The following is a 17,735-nucleotide window of genomic DNA, read 5'->3' on the forward strand; positions in this document are numbered from 1 at the left end:
GGAGTCGCGGCACAGGAGTTCCCCATGCTCTTACAACGCATTTTTGCTTCGGTGCTGTTGCTGGTCTGCCTCGGCCTCGCGCTCATGGCGTGGCCGTATCAAGCGGCTTTTTCCTACGAACCGGTCGGGCCTCGGGCCTTTCCATTGCTAATGCTTGGTCTGATGGGCTCGGCACTGTTGTACATGGTGTTCCGTCCGGCACCGATCAAGCACAGTGCTGACGAGCCGCCGCTGGATCGCGAAACCCTGACCAAGATCGGCATCTGCGTGGTGCTGTTGCTGGTGTTCGCCGGCACTTTCGAACCCCTGGGTTTCATCGTCGCCAGCATCCTGATCGGCGTGCCCATGGCCCGTCTGTATGGCGGTCGCTGGGTGCCAAGCATCGTGATCATCAGTCTGATGGCCGTCGGCCTCTACCTGCTGTTCGACAAGTTGATGGACGTGCCGCTGCCCTTGGGTGTGCTCGACGTTCTGGAGAACTGATATGGATACTCTTGGCTATTTGGGTCAGGGTTTCGGCGTCGCGCTGAGCCCGTACAACCTGGTGACCGCTCTGTGCGGCACCCTGATCGGCACCGTGGTCGGCCTGTTGCCGGGCCTGGGGCCGATCAACGGCGTGGCACTGTTGATCCCGATCGCATTCGCCCTCGGCCTGCCACCGGAGTCGGCACTGATCCTGCTGGCGGCAGTGTATCTGGGCTGCGAATACGGCGGCCGGATCAGTTCGATCCTGCTGAACATTCCGGGCGAAGCTTCCACTGTTATGACCACCCTCGACGGCTACCCGATGGCCCGCCAGGGTTTGGCTGGCGTGGCGCTGTCGCTGTCGGCGTGGAGCTCGTTCATCGGCGCCTTCATCGCTACCTGCGGTATGGTGCTGTTCGCCCCGTTGCTGGCGAAATGGGCGATTGCCTTCGGCCCGGCGGAATACTTCGTGCTGATGGTGTTTGCGATTGTCTGTCTTGGCGGCATGGCCGGTGACCGCCCGCTCAAGACGTTCATCGCGGCGCTGATCGGTCTGTTCCTGTCGACCGTCGGCATCGATGCCAACAGCGGTGTGTATCGCTTCACCGGGGACAACATCCACCTGACCGACGGCATTCAGTTCGTCGTACTGGTGCTGGGCCTGTTCTCCATCAGCGAAATTCTTCTGCTGCTGGAAAAAACCCACCACGGCCAGGAAGCGGTGAAAGCCACGGGCCGCATGATGTTCAACTTCAAGGAAGCAGCGTCGGTATTCGTGGTGAACATTCGCTGCGGCGTACTGGGTTTCATCATGGGCGTGTTGCCGGGTGCCGGTGCGACCCTGGCCAGTGCCGTGGCCTACATGACCGAAAAACGCATCGCTGGTGCCAGTGGCAAATTCGGTCAAGGTGACAAGCGCGGCCTCGCCGCCCCGGAAACCGCCATTGGTGGCGCAGCCTGCGGTGCGCTGGTGCCGATGCTGACCCTCGGTGTTCCAGGTTCGGGCACCACGGCGGTGATGATCGGCGCCCTGTCGCTGTACAACATCACTCCGGGCCCGCTGCTGTTCCAACAGCAACCGGACATCGTCTGGGGCCTGATCGCTTCGTTGTTCATCGCCAACGTGATGCTGGTGATCCTCAACATCCCGATGATCCGCATCTTTACCCGCATCCTCGCCGTGCCGAACTGGGCACTGGTGCCGGTGATCGCGATCATTACCGGGATTGGTGTCTACGCGGTGCACGCGACAACGTTCGACCTGTTCCTGATGATCGGCATCGGCATCTTCGGTTATATCCTGCGCAAGCTGGACTTCCCGCTGTCGCCGGTATTGCTGGGCTTCATCCTCGGCGGACTGATGGAGCAGAACCTGCGCCGCGCCCTGTCGATTTCCAACGGTGCGCTGGAAATCCTCTGGTCGAGCCCGATCACCTTCGGTTGCTGGGTGCTGACGGCGATCATGTTGCTGATGCCGCTCATCCGCATCTGGCGTAAACGTTCGGCCGCGCAACGCGTTATCGCCGATGTCTGATCGGTCACCCTTCAGAACCTGGTGGGGAACCCCGCTGGTCGGCCTGCTCGGCGGTTACCTCGCCAGCCAGGTCGGCTGGCCTTTGCCGTGGATGGTCGGCTCGTTGCTGGCAATCATCCTCGTGCGCTGTATGACACCCTGGCAATTGGCCGAAATCCCTGGCGGGCGCAAGTGCGGCCAGTGGATCGTCGGTATCGGTATTGGCCTGCACTTCACCCCGCTGGTGATGGAGCAGGTACTCAGTCATTTCGGCTTGATCTTCTTCGGTGCCTTGGTCACCAGCCTTTCGGCAGTCGTCGGCGTGTGGCTGATGCGGCGTACCGGTGAAGATCGCGCCACGGCTTTTTTTTCCAGCATGCCCGGCGGTTCCGGGGAGATGGTCAACCTCGGCGCGCGCAACGGCGCAGTGCTCAGCCGTGTGGCGGCGGGGCAGAGTTTGCGGGTGTTGGTGGTGGTGCTATGCGTGCCGGCGGCTTTCAAGTATTTGCTGGGCGACGGTGCCCCGGTTTTACATACCTCCGCTGTGGACTGGCGCTGGCTGGCCCTGCTGTTCCCGGCAGGCGCATTGGCGGCCTGGATCTGGGAACGCCTGCGTCAACCCAACCCCTGGCTGTTCGGGCCGTTGCTGGTCAGTGCGGCAGTCAGCATCGGCTGGGATCTGCACATCGGTTTGCCCAACGGCGGTAGCCAGATCGGCCAATGGTTGATCGGCAGCGGTCTGGGTTGTCACTTCAACCGGCAGTTTTTCCGGCGTGCGCCATCGTTCATGGGCCGCACCTTGATTGGCACGGCGTTGACCATGCTGATCGCCACGGTGGCGGCATTGGGCTTGAGTGCGCTGACCCACCTGGATCTGCGTTCACTGACATTGGGCATGATGCCGGGCGGTATTGCCGAGATGAGCCTGACGGCGGAGACCCTGCAACTGTCGGTGCCGCTGGTGACGGCGATGCAGGTGATGCGCTTGTTGTTTGTGTTGTTTCTGGCGGAGCCGTTGTTCAAGTACTGGAACCGGAATCCGGATTCAGTCTGATAGACCGAGTTGCCTTCATCGCGAGCAAGCTCGCTCCCACAGGGTTCGCGTGATCCTTGTGGGAGCGAGCTTGCTCGCGATGGGGCCGGTCCAGTCTGCACATCAAACCGGCGGCAACCGCCACTCGATCGGCGTCTCGCCATTCTGCTCCAGAAACTTGTTGGTCCGGCTGAAGTGCCCGCAACCGAGGAAGCCGCGATAGGCGGACAGCGGTGACGGGTGTACCGACGTCAACACCAGGTGCTTGGTGGCATCGATCAGCTTCTGCTTGCTCTGGGCATGGGCGCCCCACAGCATGAATACCAGGTGCGGTTGCTGGTGGCTGACCACTTCAATGACCCGATCGGTGAAAAACTGCCAGCCCTTGTCCTTGTGCGCATTGGCGTTGGCGCGCTCGACGGTCATGGTGGTGTTGAGCATCAGCACGCCCTGATCGGCCCAGCTTTGCAGGTAGCCATGGTTGGGGATGTCGATGTTCAGGTCGCGTTTGAGTTCTTTGTAGATGTTCACCAGCGACGGTGGCGCCGGCACGCCGGGTTGCACCGAGAAGCACAAACCATGGGCCTGACCCGGACCGTGATAAGGATCCTGACCGAGGATCACCACTTTGACCTTGTCCAGCGGCGTGGAATTGAGCGCGTTGAAGATCATCGGCCCCGGCGGATAGATCTCCTTGCCGGCCACCCGCTCCTGTTGCAGGAAGTTTCGCAACTCTGCCATGTAGGGCTGGTCGAATTCGGCACGCAGTGCCTCCTTCCAGCCCGGTTCGAGTTTGATACGGTCTTCAGCAGTCATGGTTACATCCGGCAAAAACAATGGGGCGAACCCTAGGAAAGCTCACCACGCTTGTCAATTGATCTGACACAGATCCGGCATTTTCCCACACAGCGATCATACTTAACCCTCAATTTCCCGAGCGAGGTCACGATGAATCTGCACTTCGAAGAACTCACCGGCACCGACGGCGCCCGCATCGGCATCGCCAGCCTGGATGCCGAAAAATCCCTGAATGCCCTGTCCCTGCCGATGATCAACGCCCTGCGCGACCGCATGGAGGCTTGGGCCAAGGACCCGCAGATCGTCTGCGTCCTGTTGCGCGGTAATGGCGCCAAGGCTTTTTGCGCCGGGGGTGAAGTGCGCAGCCTGGTGGAAGCCTGCCGCGAGCAACCCGGGGAAGTGCCACTACTGGCCGCGCACTTTTTTGCGGCGGAATATCGCCTGGACTTCAAACTTCATACCTACCCGAAACCGTTGATCTGTTGGGGCCACGGGTATGTGCTTGGCGGTGGCATGGGACTGTTGCAAGGGGCAAGCATCCGCATCGTCACGCCGAGCAGCCGCTTGGCCATGCCGGAGATCAGCATCGGCCTGTACCCGGACGTTGGCGCCAGTTGGTTTCTGTCGCGCCTGCCCGGCAAGCTCGGGTTGTTCCTGGGCCTGACCGGTGCACACATGAACGGCCGCGATGCCATCGACCTGGACCTGGCGGATCGCTTCTTGCTCGATGAGCAGCAACCGAAATTGATCGAAGGCCTGCTGCAATTGAACTGGCAGGAACAGACACCGATGCAGCTCAACAGCCTGCTCAAGGCCTTGCAGCAGGAAGCCGTGGCACAGTTGCCCGAAGCCCAGTGGTTGCCACGGCGCCAGCAGATCGACGAGCTGCTGGATGTCAGCGACGTGCGTTGTGCCTGGAAGGCCATCAGCGCCTTGCGCGATCACACTGATCTATTGCTGAGCCGCGCAGCCAGGACCATGAGCGAAGGCGCGCCGCTGACCGCTCATCTGGTGTGGGAGCAGATTATCCGTGCCCGTCACCTGTCGCTGGCCGAAGTCTTTCAGATGGAATACACCCTGAGCCTCAACTGCTGCCGTCATCCGGAATTCAGCGAAGGCGTACGAGCCCGGTTGATCGACAAGGATCAGAAGCCGCACTGGCACTGGCCGGACATCAACAACGTGCCGGACGCGGTGGTAGAGGCGCATTTCCACAAGGCGTGGGAAGGTCGGCATCCGCTGGCGGACTTGTCAGAGTATTAAAGTCCGGGCAAAAAATGTGGGAGCGAGCTTGCTCGCGATGAGGAAGTGTCAGTCGAAATCAATGCTGCCTGACACACCGCCATCGCGAGCAGGCTCGCTCCCACAGGAATTGTATTTAACTGAATGATTAGCGGTGGTTACCCCGCCAGTTGTGATCGCCACGTCCGCCATGATGGTTGCGCCCGTCGTGACCGCGATAGTCGTTGTTCCAGCTCCCGCGGTTACGGCCGTCCCAGCCATGGTTCTGATGCATCCGGTAATCGCCCCGATATGGCTGATAGTAACGCGGAGCGGGCTGGTAATAGCGTGGTTGATACATCCGCGGCTGCGAGTAATAGCGCGGTGTCGGCTGGTAATACCGCGCTGGCGGCATGTAATACCGAGGCTGCGGTGTGTAATAACCATTGGAATAGTAGGAACTCCCCCCGGCGTAATGGGTTGGCGCAGGCGAGGTATAGACTTCGGAACTGTAGTAACTGCCTCCTTCGTCGTAGTAAGGCACGCACCCACCAAGGGACAATCCCAACACAGCAAGCAGAAGAATTCGGCAATACATAGCGGCCTCCTGGACCGCGGATGAGCCACACCAGCGACGCTGGCAGGCGACAGTCAAATGTTCGGTGACTGTCGAAATATCAGACATCGAATTCGGAATCTGGTGCGCTCTTGAAACAAGTAGAAACATCTGGCCGATGAAAGGTTTTTCATCCATTCACGCCCTGATTAACGGTGGCCACCGTGAAATCCACCGCCATGATGTCCACCTCCGTAATGCCCACCGCCGCGATAGCCGTGGCCACCGTAGTAACCATGCCCACCGTAGTAATAGGAGCGATAACCACCGTAATAACGTGGGCCGTAGTAACCGTAGTAATAGGGCGAGTAGTAACCGGGGGAGTAATAAGGTGCCCCGTAGACGTCGGCAGGACCGTCGTAGTAGTAGCAGCCAGACAATCCAATACCGAGCACTGCACCGAACAACAATCGACGCAACATGACGGCCTCCGTAAAGACCAGTGACAGCAGTCGGCACAAACCGGCTGACACCTTTTTTGACTGGTAAATCTCTGCCAAGTGCAATGCCGCACCCACCTTCTGATCAGCGGCGGACACGTTCCAATGCGGTGCACTTGCGCACCATCACAAGGCAGTCCGCCCTCCCGATCAAACCCGCCGATCACCCCGTCCCCCACGCTAGAGCGCTCGGACCGACTTGGCACGTCTCTCGCTTTAGCGCACTTGTTCCAAAAAAATGTGCAGGCGTCACCACAGGTTCGCGGCACCACAATTTGCAAATGGCTGACTAGGGTTCCGGCTCGCAATCGCGAGTGACTGGTCCGAGAGTTGGCGACCTCCAGTTGAGGTTACACGGCGGGACAAAAGCCCGGGAGACAAGCCACCGTTCGCGGTGCCGCTGCCTTCCTGTCCGTCCTTGATCAACTGGAGAACCACCATGTCCCAGCTTCGTTTACCCGCCCTGCTCGCCGCTGCGTTCGCAGCCCTCGTAAGCTTCTCTTCCCAGGCCGCCCAGAAAGACCACTTCAGCGTGTGCTGGACGATCTACGCCGGCTGGATGCCGTGGGAATACGCCGGCAGCCAGGGCATCGTCGACAAATGGGCGAAGAAATACGGCATCAAGATCGACGTGGTGCAACTCAATGACTACGTCGAATCCATCAACCAATACACCGCCGGCCAGTTCGACGGCTGCACCATGACCAACATGGACGCGCTGACCATTCCGGCGGCCGGTGGCGTCGACAGCACCGCGCTGATCGTCAGCGATTTCTCCAACGGCAACGACGGCATCGTGCTCAAGGGCGAAGGCAAGAAAGTCGCCGACCTCAAGGGCATGGACATCAATCTGGTCGAGCTGTCGGTCTCCCATTACCTGCTGGCCCGGGCGCTGGATTCGGTGGACCTCACCGAGAAAGACCTGAAAGTGGTCAACACCTCCGACGCCGACATCTCCGCCGCCTTCAACACCGAACAGGTCAACGCCGTCACCACCTGGAACCCGATGCTCTCGGACATCAAGGCCAAGCCTGCCGTGACCGAGGTGTTCAACTCCAGCCAGATCCCAGGCGAAATCATGGACATGATGGTGGTCAACAGCGCCACCCTCAAAGACAACCCGGCCCTGGGCAAGGCACTGACTGGCGCCTGGTTCGAAGTGGTCGAGTTGATGAGCGCGAAAAACGCCGCCAGCAAAGCCGCGCTGGAACACATGGCCAAAGCTTCGGGCACTGACCTGGCGGGTTTCCAGGCACAACTGGACACCACCAGGCTGTTCGCCACGCCCAAGGAAGCACTCGCGTTCAGTACCAGCAAGCAACTGCCGGAAACAATGCGCAAGGTGGCCGAGTTCTCCTTCCAGCACGGTTTGCTGGGTGAAGGCGCCAAGGACACCAGCGCGGTCGGCATGGCCTTCGCCAACGGCGTGACCAGCGGCGACAAGGGCAACCTCAAGCTGCGCTTCGACCCGAGTTACGTGCAGATGGCCGCCGACGCCAAGCTGTAATCAGGAGGACTGGCCATGCGCCTGATCAACCGTCACCCGGACCGCCCGAGTCGCCTGTTGCTGGTGATCCTGCCGTTCGCCCTGGTGCTGTTCGCCTACTTCATGGGCTCGGCCGAGCGACTGGCGGACAACCCCAATGACAAGCTGCTGCCTAGCGCCATGCAGATGACCGATGCGGTGAAACGCCTGGCCTTCGTGGCCGACAGCCGCACCGGCGAATACCTGCTCTGGCAGGACACGGCGTCGAGCCTGCAGCGTCTGGCCATTGGCCTGGGCATCAGCGCCCTGGCCGGGCTGTGCCTGGGCATCGCCGCCGGTACTCTGCCGCTGTTCGGTGCGCCGTTGTCACCCTTGCTGACCGTGCTGTCGATGGTGCCACCGCTGGCGATCCTGCCGATCCTGTTCATCGTCTTCGGTTTGGGTGAGTTGTCGAAAGTGATGCTGATCGTGATCGGCATTACTCCGGCGCTGGCCCGGGACCTGGAACAGCGCGCCCGGGAAATTCCTGTGGAGTTGCTGATCAAGGCCCAGACCCTCGGCGCGTCTACCTGGACCCTGATGCTGCGGGTGGTGCTGCCGCAACTGCTGCCACGCCTGTTGATTTCGCTGCGACTGATGCTCGGTTCGGCGTGGTTGTTCCTGATCGCCGCCGAGGCCATCGCCTCTACCGACGGCCTCGGCTACCGGATTTTCCTGGTGCGCCGCTACCTGGCGATGGACGTGATCCTGCCGTACGTGGTGTGGATCACCCTGCTCGCCTGGCTGATGGATTGGGGCCTGAAACGCCTGACCCAACGTGCTTTCCCTTGGTATGAAGGAGCGCGGGCATGAGTTTCATCACGGTGAAAAACGTCTGGCAGCAATACGCCGATCAGGTGGTGCTAGAAGGCTTGAACCTGAACGTCAACGAGGGTGAGTTCTGCACGCTCGTGGGCGCCTCCGGATGCGGCAAATCGACCTTCCTGCGCCTGCTGCTCGGCCAGGAACAAGCCAGTCGCGGCGAGATCCTGCTCGACGGCCAGCCCTTGGCCGCAGAGCCGGACGCCAGCCGTGGCGTGGTGTTCCAGCGCTACTCGGTGTTCCCACATCTGAGTGTGCTGGACAACGTCGCCCTCGGCCTTGAACTGCCACGTTCGCGTTTGCTTGGACGCCTGTTTGGCAGCGCGAAAAAAGAGGCCCGCGAACAGGCTTCAGTGCTGCTGCACAAAGTCGGCCTCGGTCACTCATTGGACAAGTACCCGGCGCAGCTCTCCGGCGGCATGCAACAACGGCTGGCGATTGCCCAGGCGCTGATCATGAAGCCGCGCGTGTTGCTGCTCGACGAACCGTTCGGCGCCCTCGACCCGGGCATCCGCAAAGACATGCACGCCTTGCTGCTGGAGCTGTGGCGCGAGACCCGACTGACGGTGTTCATGGTCACCCATGACCTGTCCGAAGGCTTCAGCCTTGGCACGCGGCTGCTGGTGTTCGACAAGGTCCGTCTCGACCCGCACGCACCCGGCCGCTATGGCGCACGCATCACCTACGACATCCCTTTGAACAGCGACCGCCGCACCCGCCGTGCCGCCGTCGACGCCTTGCCGATACAGCTGGCAGGCGCGTTTCGAACCGCTTGAGAGGATTTTCAAAATGACTGATTCGACCCAACTGTTCCCGCCCTTCGTCGAGGAAATGCTCCCCGGCGGCGGCCATCGTTCCTTCGTGCTCAAACGCGGCCAATTGCTGCGCCTGACCGACCTGCGTGGCGACGCCAACGTCAGCCTGACGTTGCTCAACGCCAATGAAAAAACCGAACACCTGAATCTGCCCGACAGCCTCAAGTGCCAACACACCGCCAAGCTCACCGCCGGCCACTGCCTGTACTCGGACATGGGCCGCGTGCTGGTCGCCATCACCGCCGACACCTGCGGCTGGAGCGACAGCCTCGGCGGCGTGCTCTGCGCTGAAGAGGTGGCGGAAAAGTACGGCGCGGGCCGCTATCAGGAACTGCGTAACGGCTTCTTCCGCAACGGTACCGACAACCTGTTGGTGGAGCTGGGCAAGTGGGGGCTGGGCCTGTCCGACCTGCTGATGACCCTCAACCTGTTCAGCCGCGTGAACGTCGATGACGCCGGGCGCTTCCATTTCGTCGAGGGCAATTCCAAGGCTGGCGACTACATCGAGTTGTACGCGCCGATGGACACCTTGGTGGTACTCACCGCCCTGCAGCACCCAATGGATCCGTCGCCGGAATATGCACCGAAACCGCTGAAGCTCAGCTGGATGAACGCCGACGCCAGCGTCGCCGAACACTGCCGCACCTCGCGCCCGGAAAACGAGCGCGGCTTCATCAACACCGACCGTTTGTTTGCCTGAGGATCGCTGTCATGTCACTCGCAATCGCCACCGCTCCACAGTCGCCTGAAACGGCCGTCTACCGCGCCACCATCCCCGCCGGCGAACCCTGGCTGATGGAGGTCAAGGCCGGGCAAACCCTGCGCATCCTCGACCTGGAAGGCAACCAGGCGGTCGACACCCTGTTTTACAGCGTCGCCAACCCCAAGGAGCGCTACGACGTGCAGCGCACCCTGCGCCGGCAGAACAGCGTGTACCTGAGCACCGGCAGCGTGCTGTATTCCAACCTCGGCAAGCCGATGCTGACCATCGTCGCCGACACGTGCGGGCGTCACGACACCCTGGGAGGCGCCTGTGCGCAAGAGAGCAACACCGTGCGCTATGCGTTGGAGAAACGCTACATGCACAGCTGCCGCGACAACTACCTGCGCGCCTGTGTTCACGATGGCCGCCTGAGCAAGGGCGACATCGGGCCAAACATCAATTTCTTCATGAACGTGCCGGTCACCGCCGACGGCGGCCTGACCTTCGAAGACGGCATCTCGGCACCGGGCAAGTACGTCGACCTGCACGCCGAGATGGACGTGATCGTGCTGATCTCCAACTGCCCGCAATTGAACAACCCCTGCAACGCCTACAACCCCACCCCTGCGGAGCTGCTGGTATGGAACTGAAAGTCCCGAGACTGCGCCGCTGGTTGTTTGCCCTGTGCCAGGCCCGTTCAGGGCAGTGCCTGAAAAAGTAAAAACACTGAATAACCCTGTGGGAGCGAGCTTGCTCGCGATAGCGGTGTATCAGTCACCATCAATGTTGAAAGTGCTGACGTCATCGCGAGCAAGCTCGCTCCCACAGGGGGTCGGCGGTGGTTTGAATAAAACTGATTCTGCCGTCGGGGACGACCCCGGCGCCTGTCGAAAAACTGCGGGACGGCCCGCATCCCAGTCGAGGCTGATGCGCTATCGCCTCCGGGGGTTATGCCATGTTCGAAAAAGTCCTGATTGCCAACCGTGGCGCCATTGCCTGCCGCATCCTGCGGACCTTGCGCGAACTGCAAGTGCAGGGTGTCGCCGTGTATTCCGAAGCCGATGCCGCCAGCCTGCACATCCTGCAAGCCGCTGAGGCCCACAGTCTCGGCGAAGGTGCGGCCGCCGGCACTTACCTGGCAGTCGATAAAATCCTCGCCATCGCCAAAACCAGCGGCGCCACCGCGATCCATCCCGGCTACGGCTTTCTCTCGGAAAACGCCGCATTCGCCGAAGCCTGCGAGGCCGCCAACATCGCCTTCATCGGCCCGACGCCCGAACAACTGCGCGTGTTCGGCCTCAAGCACACCGCCCGCGCCCTGGCCAAACAACACGGCGTGCCCATGCTTGAAGGCACCGAACTGCTCGACAGCCTCGATGCCGCGCTGCTGGCCGGTGAACAGGTCGGCTACCCGGTGATGCTCAAGAGCACGGCTGGCGGTGGCGGCATCGGCATGCGCGTGTGCCGCAGCGCGGCCGAGTTGAGCGAATCCTTCGAAGCTGTCAAACGCCTCGGCCAGAACAACTTCAGCGACGCCGGGGTGTTCATCGAGAAGTACATCCAGCGTGCCCGCCACCTGGAAGTGCAGGTGTTCGGCGACGGTCGCGGCGAGGTGATTGCCCTCGGCGTGCGCGACTGCTCGGTGCAGCGGCGCAACCAGAAAGTTCTCGAAGAAACCCCGGCACCGAACCTGCCCGACGGCATGGCCGATGAGTTGTGCGCGGCGGCGATCAAACTGGCCAAAGCGGTGAATTACCGCAGCGCCGGCACCGTCGAGTTCGTCTTCGACAGCGATGCCCAGCGCTTCTTTTTCCTTGAGGTGAACACTCGCTTGCAGGTGGAGCACGGCGTCACCGAGCAGGTGTGGGGCGTCGATCTGGTGCGCTGGATGGTGCAACTGGCGGCCGGTGATCTGCCGCCACTGAGTGATCTGATACAGGGTCTGAAACCGGAGGGTCATGCGATTCAAGCGCGGTTGTATGCCGAGGATCCAGGCCGCGATTTTCAACCCAGTCCGGGCTTGCTCACTGCCGTGGATTTCCCGGTGGCCGATGGCATTCAACTGCGCATCGACACCTGGGTCGAGGCTGGCTGCGAGATCCCGCCCTACTTTGACCCGATGATCGCCAAGGTCATCAGTTGGGCGCCGACTCGCGAGGAGGCCACTGCGGACCTGCATCAGGCGCTGGGCGACAGCCTGCTCTACGGCGTGGAAACCAACCGCGATTACCTGCGGCAGATTCTGCTGGATGCGCCTTTCGCCAGCGGCCAGCCGTGGACCCGGTGCCTGGAGGGCCTGGTCTATCAGGCCAACACTTTCGAGGTACTCAGCGCCGGTACCCAGACCAGCATTCAGGACTACCCCGGCCGTCTCGGTTACTGGGCGGTCGGCGTGCCGCCATCGGGGCCGATGGACAGTCGCGCGCTGCGTCTGGGCAATCGTTTACTGGGCAATGACGAAGGCGCTGCGGCGCTGGAAATCACCATGAGCGGGCCGTTGCTGCGCTTCAATTGCGAGGCGGTGGTGGCGGTGACCGGCGCAGTGATTCCATTGCTGCTCAACGGTGAAGCCGTGCCGATGAACACTGCGCTGTTGGTTGCCGCAGAATCCACCTTGAGCCTCGGCACCATTGCCGGCGCAGGTGCGCGCAGCTATCTGTGCCTGCGTGGCGGCCTGCAAGTACCGGATTATCTGGGCAGCAAAAGCACCTTCACCCTCGGCCAGTTTGGTGGCCACGGTGGTCGCGCGTTACGAGCCGGTGATGTGTTGCACCTGCCAGCCCTGAATGACCGCCGTGCCGGTCAGCAACTGGCTGAAGAACAGGTCACCGAGCTGCCAGCAGTTCGGCAGATTCGGGTGATCTATGGCCCCCACGGTGCGCCGGAATACTTCACTGAAAACTACATCGGCACCTTCTTCGCCACGCAGTGGGAAGTGCATTTCAACTCCAGCCGCACCGGTGTGCGCCTGATCGGGCCGAAGCCGGAATGGGTGCGTGCCGACGGTGGTGAAGCGGGTTTGCATCCGTCGAACATTCATGACAATCCGTATGCGATTGGCGCGGTGGATTTTACCGGAGACATGCCGGTGATCCTCGGCCCCGATGGTCCGAGCCTTGGCGGGTTTGTGTGCCCGGTGACGGTGATCGAGGCGGATCTTTGGCAGTTGGGGCAGCTCAAGGCTGGGGACAGGGTGCAGTTCATTCCTGTCGACCTCAAGACAGCCCGAAGCCTCGCCTTGAAATGGGATCACTGTGGGAGCGAGCTTGCTCGCGATAGCGGTGTTTCAGTCACACAGATGTCGGATGTGATGCCGTCATCGCGAGCAAGCTCGCTCGCACAGGGGATTGAGTCGCCTGTGGTTCTGGACATTGGGCAGGACGATACACGGCTGGTGGCAAGACTGTCCGGCGACACCCACCTGCTGCTGGAAATCGGCGCCCCCGAACTGGACCTCGTCCTGCGCTTCCGCGCCCACGCCCTGATGCAGGCGCTGGAAAGCGAAGACCTGCACGGCGTGATCGACCTGACGCCAGGCATCCGTTCGCTGCAAATCCATTATCAGCCCGAGCAACTATCACTGTCGGATCTGCTCGGCATCGTTGCCGGCGAATGGGACGCCGTGTGCGCCGCCAAAGACCTGCAAGTACCCTCGCGCATCGTGCATCTGCCGCTGTCCTGGGATGACCCGGCGTGCCAGTTGGCCATCGAGAAATACATGACCACCGTGCGCAAGGACGCGCCATGGTGCCCGAACAACCTGGAGTTCATCCGCCGCATCAACGACCTGCCGAACCTCGATGAAGTACAACGCACGGTGTTCGACGCCAGCTACCTGGTGATGGGCCTGGGTGACGTCTACCTCGGCGCACCGGTCGCCACCCCGCTCGACCCGCGCCATCGCCTGGTCACCACCAAGTACAACCCGGCGCGCACCTGGACCGCGGAAAACTCGGTGGGCATCGGTGGCGCCTACATGTGCGTCTACGGCATGGAAGGCCCCGGCGGTTATCAGTTTGTCGGGCGCACGCTGCAGATGTGGAACCGCTACCGCGAAGTCGCCGCGTTCAATGGCAAACCGTGGTTGCTGCGGTTTTTCGACCAGATCCGTTTCTACCCGGTCAGCGCCGACGAACTGCTGCGCATTCGCCGGGATTTCCCCCTCGGGCGCTTCGACCTGAACATCGAGCACAGTCAGTTGAACCTGGCGGATTACCAGGCGTTCCTGGCGCAGGAAGCCGAATCCATCGGCGCTTTTCGTGCGCAGCAACAAGGGGCGTTCAACGCCGAACGCGAACGCTGGATTGCCAACGGCCAGGCCCATTTCGACAGTGAGGAGCCGGCTCCGGAAGCGACCGAAGATGCAGCGCTGGCCAGCGGTCAACAGAGCGTCGACAGCCACATCGCCGGCAACCTCTGGCAGGTCCAGGTCGAGGCTGGCAGCCGCGTCGAGGCCGGTGACGTGCTGGTGATCCTCGAGTCGATGAAGATGGAAATCCCCCTGCTCGCGCCAATGGCCGGCGTGGTGCGCGAGCTTCGCGTGCAACCGGGTTCGGCGGTGCGCGCCGGACAGCGCGTCGTGGTGCTGGAACTTGACTGAACCCATGTTGAAAAGGACTCATGCCATGAACATCAATCTGCAACTCGACGCCCTGCGCTGCGCTTATCGCGACGGCCGCACCACACCACGGCAATTGCTGCCGCAACTGCGGGACAAAGCCGCGGCACTGAACCCGGACTATCACCTGTTCATCCACTTGCTCAGCGCCGAGGAACTGGAACCTTACCTCGCCGCCCTCGACGGTCGCGCCCTCGACAGCCTGCCGCTGTATGGCGTGCCGTTCGCGATCAAGGACAACATCGACCTGGCGGGCATTCCAACCACGGCGGCGTGCCCGGCATTTGCCTACGTACCGGAGCGTTCGGCGACCATCGTCGAGCAACTGCTGGCCCTCGGTGCGATTCCGCTGGGCAAGACCAACCTCGACCAGTTCGCCACCGGGCTCAACGGCAGCCGCTCACCGTACGGCGCGTGCCCCAACAGCGTATTGCGGGAGTATCCGTCGGGCGGATCCAGCGCCGGTTCGTCGCTGGCGGTGGCGCTCGAAGTCGCGAGTTTTTCCCTGGGCACCGACACCGCCGGCTCCGGGCGCGTGCCGGCGGCCTTGAACCATCTGGTGGGCATGAAAGCCACCAAGGGCCTGATTTCGACGGCCGGCGTCGTACCGGCCTGTCGAACGCTGGATTGCGTCACCACGTTCACCGCCACGGCGCGGGAGGCCAGTCAGTTGCTGGCGCTCACCGCGCGCCTCGACCCACGGGACGAATACAGCCGCAGCAATCCACTGTGGAACGACGGCTCGGCGTTCGGTACACCACGCCCCTTCCGTTTCGGCGTACCCCGTGCACAGGACCTGCAATTTTTCGGTTGCCCTGAAGGCCCGCTGTTGTTCGGCGATGCCATCGACCGCCTCAAGGCCTTGGGCGGCAAAGCGGTAGAACTGGACCTGTCACCGTTTCTGGAGGCCGCCCGCTTGCTCTATGAAGGCCCGTGGGTGGCCGAGCGCTACAGCGTGGCCGGTGAGTTGATGGCGCACAACCCCGAGGCCGTGTTGCCCGTGATTCGTGCCGTATTGGCCAAGGCACCCGCCGTCGACGGTGTGCAAACTTTCCGCGCCCAATACCGGCTGCAAGCGCTCAAAGCCCTGTGCGACACAGCGCTGGAAGGCCTTGATTGCGTCGTCACGCCGACCATCGGCCGCCCGGTGACGCTGGCGGAGCTCGAAGCTGAACCGGTGCTGCGCAACTCGGAACTGGGCTACTACACCAACTTCATGAACCTGCTCGACTACGCCGCCGTCGCCGTACCCAGCGCGTTCATGGACAACGGCCTGCCATGGGGCGTGACGCTGTTTGGCCGGGCCTTCACCGATCAGTATCTGTTGAGCGTGGCGGACGCCTTGCAGCGTCAGCAAGGCTTGGCCGCACCTGCGCCGACGACGGTGGCACGCCATGACCGGGCGCGGCTGGTGGTCTGTGGCGCGCACTTGGACGGGTTGGCGTTGAACTGGCAGCTCAAGCAGCGCGGCGCCCGCTTGGTGGAAACGACCTTCAGCTCGCCGGATTATCAACTCCATGCCCTGGCCGGCGGCCCGCCGTTTCGTCCGGGCATGGTCCGCGTGAAGGATGGCGGGGTGGCGATTGCGGTGGAGGTCTGGGAATTGCCCAGCCGTGAATTGGGTTCGTTCCTGACCGGGATTCCGGCACCGCTGGGGTTGGGCAAGGTGCAACTGGCGGATGGTCGCTGGGAGAGCGGGTTTATCTGTGAGGCGTATGGGTTGGAGGGTGCGGTGAATATCAGTCATTTGGGCGGGTGGCGGATGTATCTGAAAACCCAGGTTTAAACACACTCAACCCTGCGGGAGCATTTGTGGCGAGGGGGCAAGCCCCATCGCCACAAAAGCGGTCTCACCACCCTGCAGCCCGATGACACCTTGCACAGCCTGCTGTCGCGGGCGGATCATGCGATGTATCGGGCCAAGCAAACCGGCCGTAATCGAACCTGCGTGGAAAAACCTCACTCCAGCTATGACTATTCATCATGAGCCTGCCTGACCTCTGCCCTGCCTGCGGCGCCCCCAACGACTGCACCCTGGCCGATCCGCGAACCGCCGACCGCGCCTGCTGGTGCTACGGCGTCAGCATCGACCCGGCCGTGCTCCAGTCGCTGCCGGCGGAACTGCGCAACGCCTCGTGCCTGTGCCCGCGCTGCGCCGAGGTCGAGGCGCAGTTGCAAGCAGCGCCCGAATCGATCTAGTAAGATGCGCGCCCCTTTATTCACCGATCCATAAGTCATGCGTGTCGACCGTTTCCTCAGCAACCTGCCGTGCTTCAACCGTAAGCAGGTGCGCCTGTTACTGGTGGAAAAACGCGTCAGGGTTGACGGAAAAGTCGTCAGCGACCCGCACAGCGAAGTCCGCGAATTCAGCCGCGTCGAAGTCGACAACGACGTGCTGCAAGTCGGCAAACCCCTGCGCCACTTCATGCTGCACAAGCCCGCCGGATGCGTCAGCGCCACTCGGGATCCGCAACACCCGACCGTGCTCGATCTGATCCATGAACCGGACAAGGACGAACTGCACATCGCCGGACGCCTGGACTTCAACACCACGGGCCTGATGCTGATCACCAACGACGGCAACTGGTCGCGGCGCCTGACCCAACCGCAGACCAAGCTGTCGAAGGTCTATTACGTCGAAACCGAGCAGGACATCAGCCCTGAATACGCGATCAAATTCAACGAAGGGCTGTACTTCGCCTTCGAAGACCTCACCACGCAACCGGCCGGACTAGAGCTGCTCGGGCCAAAATCCGCGCGTCTGAGCATCGTCGAGGGCCGTTATCACCAGGTCAAGCGCATGTTCGGTCACTTCAACAACAAGGTGATGCGCCTGCACCGCGAACGCATGGGGCCGCTGGTGCTCGACGACACGTTGAAACCGGGCGAATACCGCCCACTGAGCGATGAAGAGATCGGATCGATCTAAGCGCACGACCGCTCAGCAGAAAGTTGTCGAACAATTTACCAACGGCACTTGCGCAATGATGTGACCCCTGCTTGAATCAGGACGTCGGCCGAAATGTGACCGACGAGTCATCCCATACTTCTAAGAAACTTTTTGCCGGTAGGAACCCTTGGGTTCCGGCCTCATCCGGCAGACTGCCCGCCAATAACAATACCCGTCGACCGGACTGCAATGGATCGACATGGGCCTCTCAAATTC

The 17,735-nt window shown here is 61.9% G+C and carries 16 protein-coding genes, 1 pseudogene and 1 riboswitch; of the genes and pseudogenes, 14 read left to right on the forward strand and 3 right to left on the reverse strand.

The genetic code is table 11. The annotated features are described in order from the left end of the window. Positions 1-24 precede the first annotated feature (24 nt). From AC1D1M_RS17170 to AC1D1M_RS17180, 3 genes are read left to right on the forward strand one after another with little or no spacing between them, the layout of a single operon-like run. Entirely contained in the window at positions 25-483 is a 459-nt protein-coding gene (locus AC1D1M_RS17170; protein WP_046041541.1) for a tripartite tricarboxylate transporter TctB family protein, read from the forward strand. A 1-nt stretch (position 484) separates the two neighbouring features. Next, positions 485-1,999 carry a tripartite tricarboxylate transporter permease gene (locus AC1D1M_RS17175; RefSeq protein WP_477776567.1) on the forward strand — a complete coding sequence of 505 codons (1,515 nt, stop codon included), beginning with the start codon at positions 485-487 and terminating at the stop codon, positions 1,997-1,999. Then, a complete protein-coding gene (locus AC1D1M_RS17180) occupies positions 1,992-3,032 on the forward strand; it encodes an AbrB family transcriptional regulator (RefSeq protein ID WP_477776568.1) in 1,041 nt (346 codons plus the stop codon). Before AC1D1M_RS17175 ends, AC1D1M_RS17180 begins: the two co-directional genes overlap by 8 nt. A gap of 102 nt (positions 3,033-3,134) precedes the next feature. Here AC1D1M_RS17180 and ung read toward each other — a convergent pair whose 3' ends face one another. Continuing rightward, positions 3,135-3,827 carry a uracil-DNA glycosylase gene (ung, locus tag AC1D1M_RS17185; RefSeq protein ID WP_477776569.1) on the reverse strand — a complete coding sequence of 231 codons (693 nt, stop codon included), beginning with the start codon at positions 3,825-3,827 and terminating at the stop codon, positions 3,135-3,137. A gap of 132 nt (positions 3,828-3,959) precedes the next feature. On the opposite strand from ung, the gene AC1D1M_RS17190 reads away from it, so the two are divergent. Continuing rightward, positions 3,960-5,072: an enoyl-CoA hydratase/isomerase family protein gene (locus AC1D1M_RS17190; RefSeq protein ID WP_477776570.1), complete on the forward strand. Its 1,113-nt coding sequence runs from the start codon at positions 3,960-3,962 to the stop codon at positions 5,070-5,072. Positions 5,073-5,199: 127 nt separating this feature from the next. On the opposite strand, the gene AC1D1M_RS17195 is transcribed toward AC1D1M_RS17190, so the two are convergent. Together AC1D1M_RS17195 and AC1D1M_RS17200 are read right to left on the reverse strand one after the other, a co-directional pair. Continuing rightward, a complete protein-coding gene (locus tag AC1D1M_RS17195) occupies positions 5,200-5,628 on the reverse strand; it encodes a hypothetical protein (protein ID WP_477776571.1) in 429 nt (142 codons plus the stop codon). A 167-nt stretch (positions 5,629-5,795) separates the two neighbouring features. Next, a complete protein-coding gene (locus tag AC1D1M_RS17200) occupies positions 5,796-6,068 on the reverse strand; it encodes a hypothetical protein (RefSeq protein WP_477776572.1) in 273 nt (90 codons plus the stop codon). 296 nt (positions 6,069-6,364) lie between these two features. Next, a riboswitch (guanidine-I (ykkC/yxkD leader) is annotated at positions 6,365-6,465 on the forward strand. Between the two features lie 60 nt (positions 6,466-6,525). Between AC1D1M_RS17200 and AC1D1M_RS17205 the strand changes: the two genes are divergently transcribed. From AC1D1M_RS17205 to AC1D1M_RS17250, 10 genes and pseudogenes are all read left to right on the forward strand, one after another. After that, a complete protein-coding gene (locus AC1D1M_RS17205; protein WP_477776573.1) occupies positions 6,526-7,593 on the forward strand; it encodes a putative urea ABC transporter substrate-binding protein in 1,068 nt (355 codons plus the stop codon). A gap of 15 nt (positions 7,594-7,608) precedes the next feature. Further along, positions 7,609-8,424: an ABC transporter permease gene (locus AC1D1M_RS17210; RefSeq protein WP_477776574.1), complete on the forward strand. Its 816-nt coding sequence runs from the start codon at positions 7,609-7,611 to the stop codon at positions 8,422-8,424. Beyond that, positions 8,421-9,209: an ABC transporter ATP-binding protein gene (locus AC1D1M_RS17215; protein WP_477776575.1), complete on the forward strand. Its 789-nt coding sequence runs from the start codon at positions 8,421-8,423 to the stop codon at positions 9,207-9,209. The genes AC1D1M_RS17210 and AC1D1M_RS17215 overlap by 4 nt, the downstream gene beginning before the upstream one ends. Positions 9,210-9,222: 13 nt before the next feature. Continuing rightward, a complete protein-coding gene (locus tag AC1D1M_RS17220; protein ID WP_477776576.1) occupies positions 9,223-9,948 on the forward strand; it encodes an urea amidolyase associated protein UAAP1 in 726 nt (241 codons plus the stop codon). An 11-nt stretch (positions 9,949-9,959) separates the two neighbouring features. Next, the gene (locus AC1D1M_RS17225; RefSeq protein ID WP_477776577.1) at positions 9,960-10,601 is read left to right on the forward strand and encodes an urea amidolyase associated protein UAAP2; all 642 of its coding nucleotides are present in this window, start codon (positions 9,960-9,962) and stop codon (positions 10,599-10,601) included. A 305-nt stretch (positions 10,602-10,906) separates the two neighbouring features. Next, positions 10,907-14,551: an urea carboxylase gene (gene uca / locus AC1D1M_RS17230; RefSeq protein ID WP_477776578.1), complete on the forward strand. Its 3,645-nt coding sequence runs from the start codon at positions 10,907-10,909 to the stop codon at positions 14,549-14,551. 25 nt (positions 14,552-14,576) lie between these two features. Beyond that, the gene (gene atzF / locus AC1D1M_RS17235) at positions 14,577-16,355 is read left to right on the forward strand and encodes an allophanate hydrolase (protein ID WP_477776579.1); all 1,779 of its coding nucleotides are present in this window, start codon (positions 14,577-14,579) and stop codon (positions 16,353-16,355) included. Between the two features lie 60 nt (positions 16,356-16,415). Then, positions 16,416-16,556: pseudogene (locus AC1D1M_RS17240) on the forward strand (GGDEF domain-containing protein); the annotation flags it as partial. Continuing rightward, complete coding sequence (locus AC1D1M_RS17245) at positions 16,553-16,768, forward strand: cysteine-rich CWC family protein (RefSeq protein ID WP_477776580.1); 216 nt, start codon at positions 16,553-16,555, stop codon at positions 16,766-16,768. The pseudogene AC1D1M_RS17240 and the gene AC1D1M_RS17245, both read left to right, overlap by 4 nt. A gap of 37 nt (positions 16,769-16,805) precedes the next feature. Continuing rightward, positions 16,806-17,498, forward strand: a complete 693-nt coding sequence (locus AC1D1M_RS17250) for a pseudouridine synthase (RefSeq protein WP_477776581.1) — start codon at positions 16,806-16,808, stop codon at positions 17,496-17,498. Positions 17,499-17,735 lie beyond the last annotated feature (237 nt).

The sequence above is a fragment of the Pseudomonas sp. P1_F7 genome (genome assembly GCF_056405655.1).

Excerpts from the sequence above, each read along its gene's own strand:
- AC1D1M_RS17220 (WP_477776576.1), top strand. The coding sequence starts at position 9,223 with ATGACTGATTCGACCCAACTGTTCCCGCCCTTCGTCGAGGAAATGCTC.
- AC1D1M_RS17175 (WP_477776567.1), top strand. The coding sequence starts at position 485 with ATGGATACTCTTGGCTATTTGGGTCAGGGTTTCGGCGTCGCGCTGAGC.
- atzF (WP_477776579.1), top strand. The coding sequence starts at position 14,577 with ATGAACATCAATCTGCAACTCGACGCCCTGCGCTGCGCTTATCGCGAC.
- AC1D1M_RS17210 (WP_477776574.1), top strand. The coding sequence starts at position 7,609 with ATGCGCCTGATCAACCGTCACCCGGACCGCCCGAGTCGCCTGTTGCTG.
- AC1D1M_RS17200 (WP_477776572.1), bottom strand. The coding sequence starts at position 6,068 with ATGTTGCGTCGATTGTTGTTCGGTGCAGTGCTCGGTATTGGATTGTCT.
- AC1D1M_RS17225 (WP_477776577.1), top strand. The coding sequence starts at position 9,960 with ATGTCACTCGCAATCGCCACCGCTCCACAGTCGCCTGAAACGGCCGTC.
- AC1D1M_RS17215 (WP_477776575.1), top strand. The coding sequence starts at position 8,421 with ATGAGTTTCATCACGGTGAAAAACGTCTGGCAGCAATACGCCGATCAG.
- AC1D1M_RS17245 (WP_477776580.1), top strand. The coding sequence starts at position 16,553 with ATGAGCCTGCCTGACCTCTGCCCTGCCTGCGGCGCCCCCAACGACTGC.
- AC1D1M_RS17190 (WP_477776570.1), top strand. The coding sequence starts at position 3,960 with ATGAATCTGCACTTCGAAGAACTCACCGGCACCGACGGCGCCCGCATC.
- AC1D1M_RS17180 (WP_477776568.1), top strand. The coding sequence starts at position 1,992 with ATGTCTGATCGGTCACCCTTCAGAACCTGGTGGGGAACCCCGCTGGTC.
- AC1D1M_RS17205 (WP_477776573.1), top strand. The coding sequence starts at position 6,526 with ATGTCCCAGCTTCGTTTACCCGCCCTGCTCGCCGCTGCGTTCGCAGCC.
- AC1D1M_RS17170 (WP_046041541.1), top strand. The coding sequence starts at position 25 with ATGCTCTTACAACGCATTTTTGCTTCGGTGCTGTTGCTGGTCTGCCTC.
- uca (WP_477776578.1), top strand. The coding sequence starts at position 10,907 with ATGTTCGAAAAAGTCCTGATTGCCAACCGTGGCGCCATTGCCTGCCGC.
- AC1D1M_RS17195 (WP_477776571.1), bottom strand. The coding sequence starts at position 5,628 with ATGTATTGCCGAATTCTTCTGCTTGCTGTGTTGGGATTGTCCCTTGGT.
- ung (WP_477776569.1), bottom strand. The coding sequence starts at position 3,827 with ATGACTGCTGAAGACCGTATCAAACTCGAACCGGGCTGGAAGGAGGCA.
- AC1D1M_RS17250 (WP_477776581.1), top strand. The coding sequence starts at position 16,806 with ATGCGTGTCGACCGTTTCCTCAGCAACCTGCCGTGCTTCAACCGTAAG.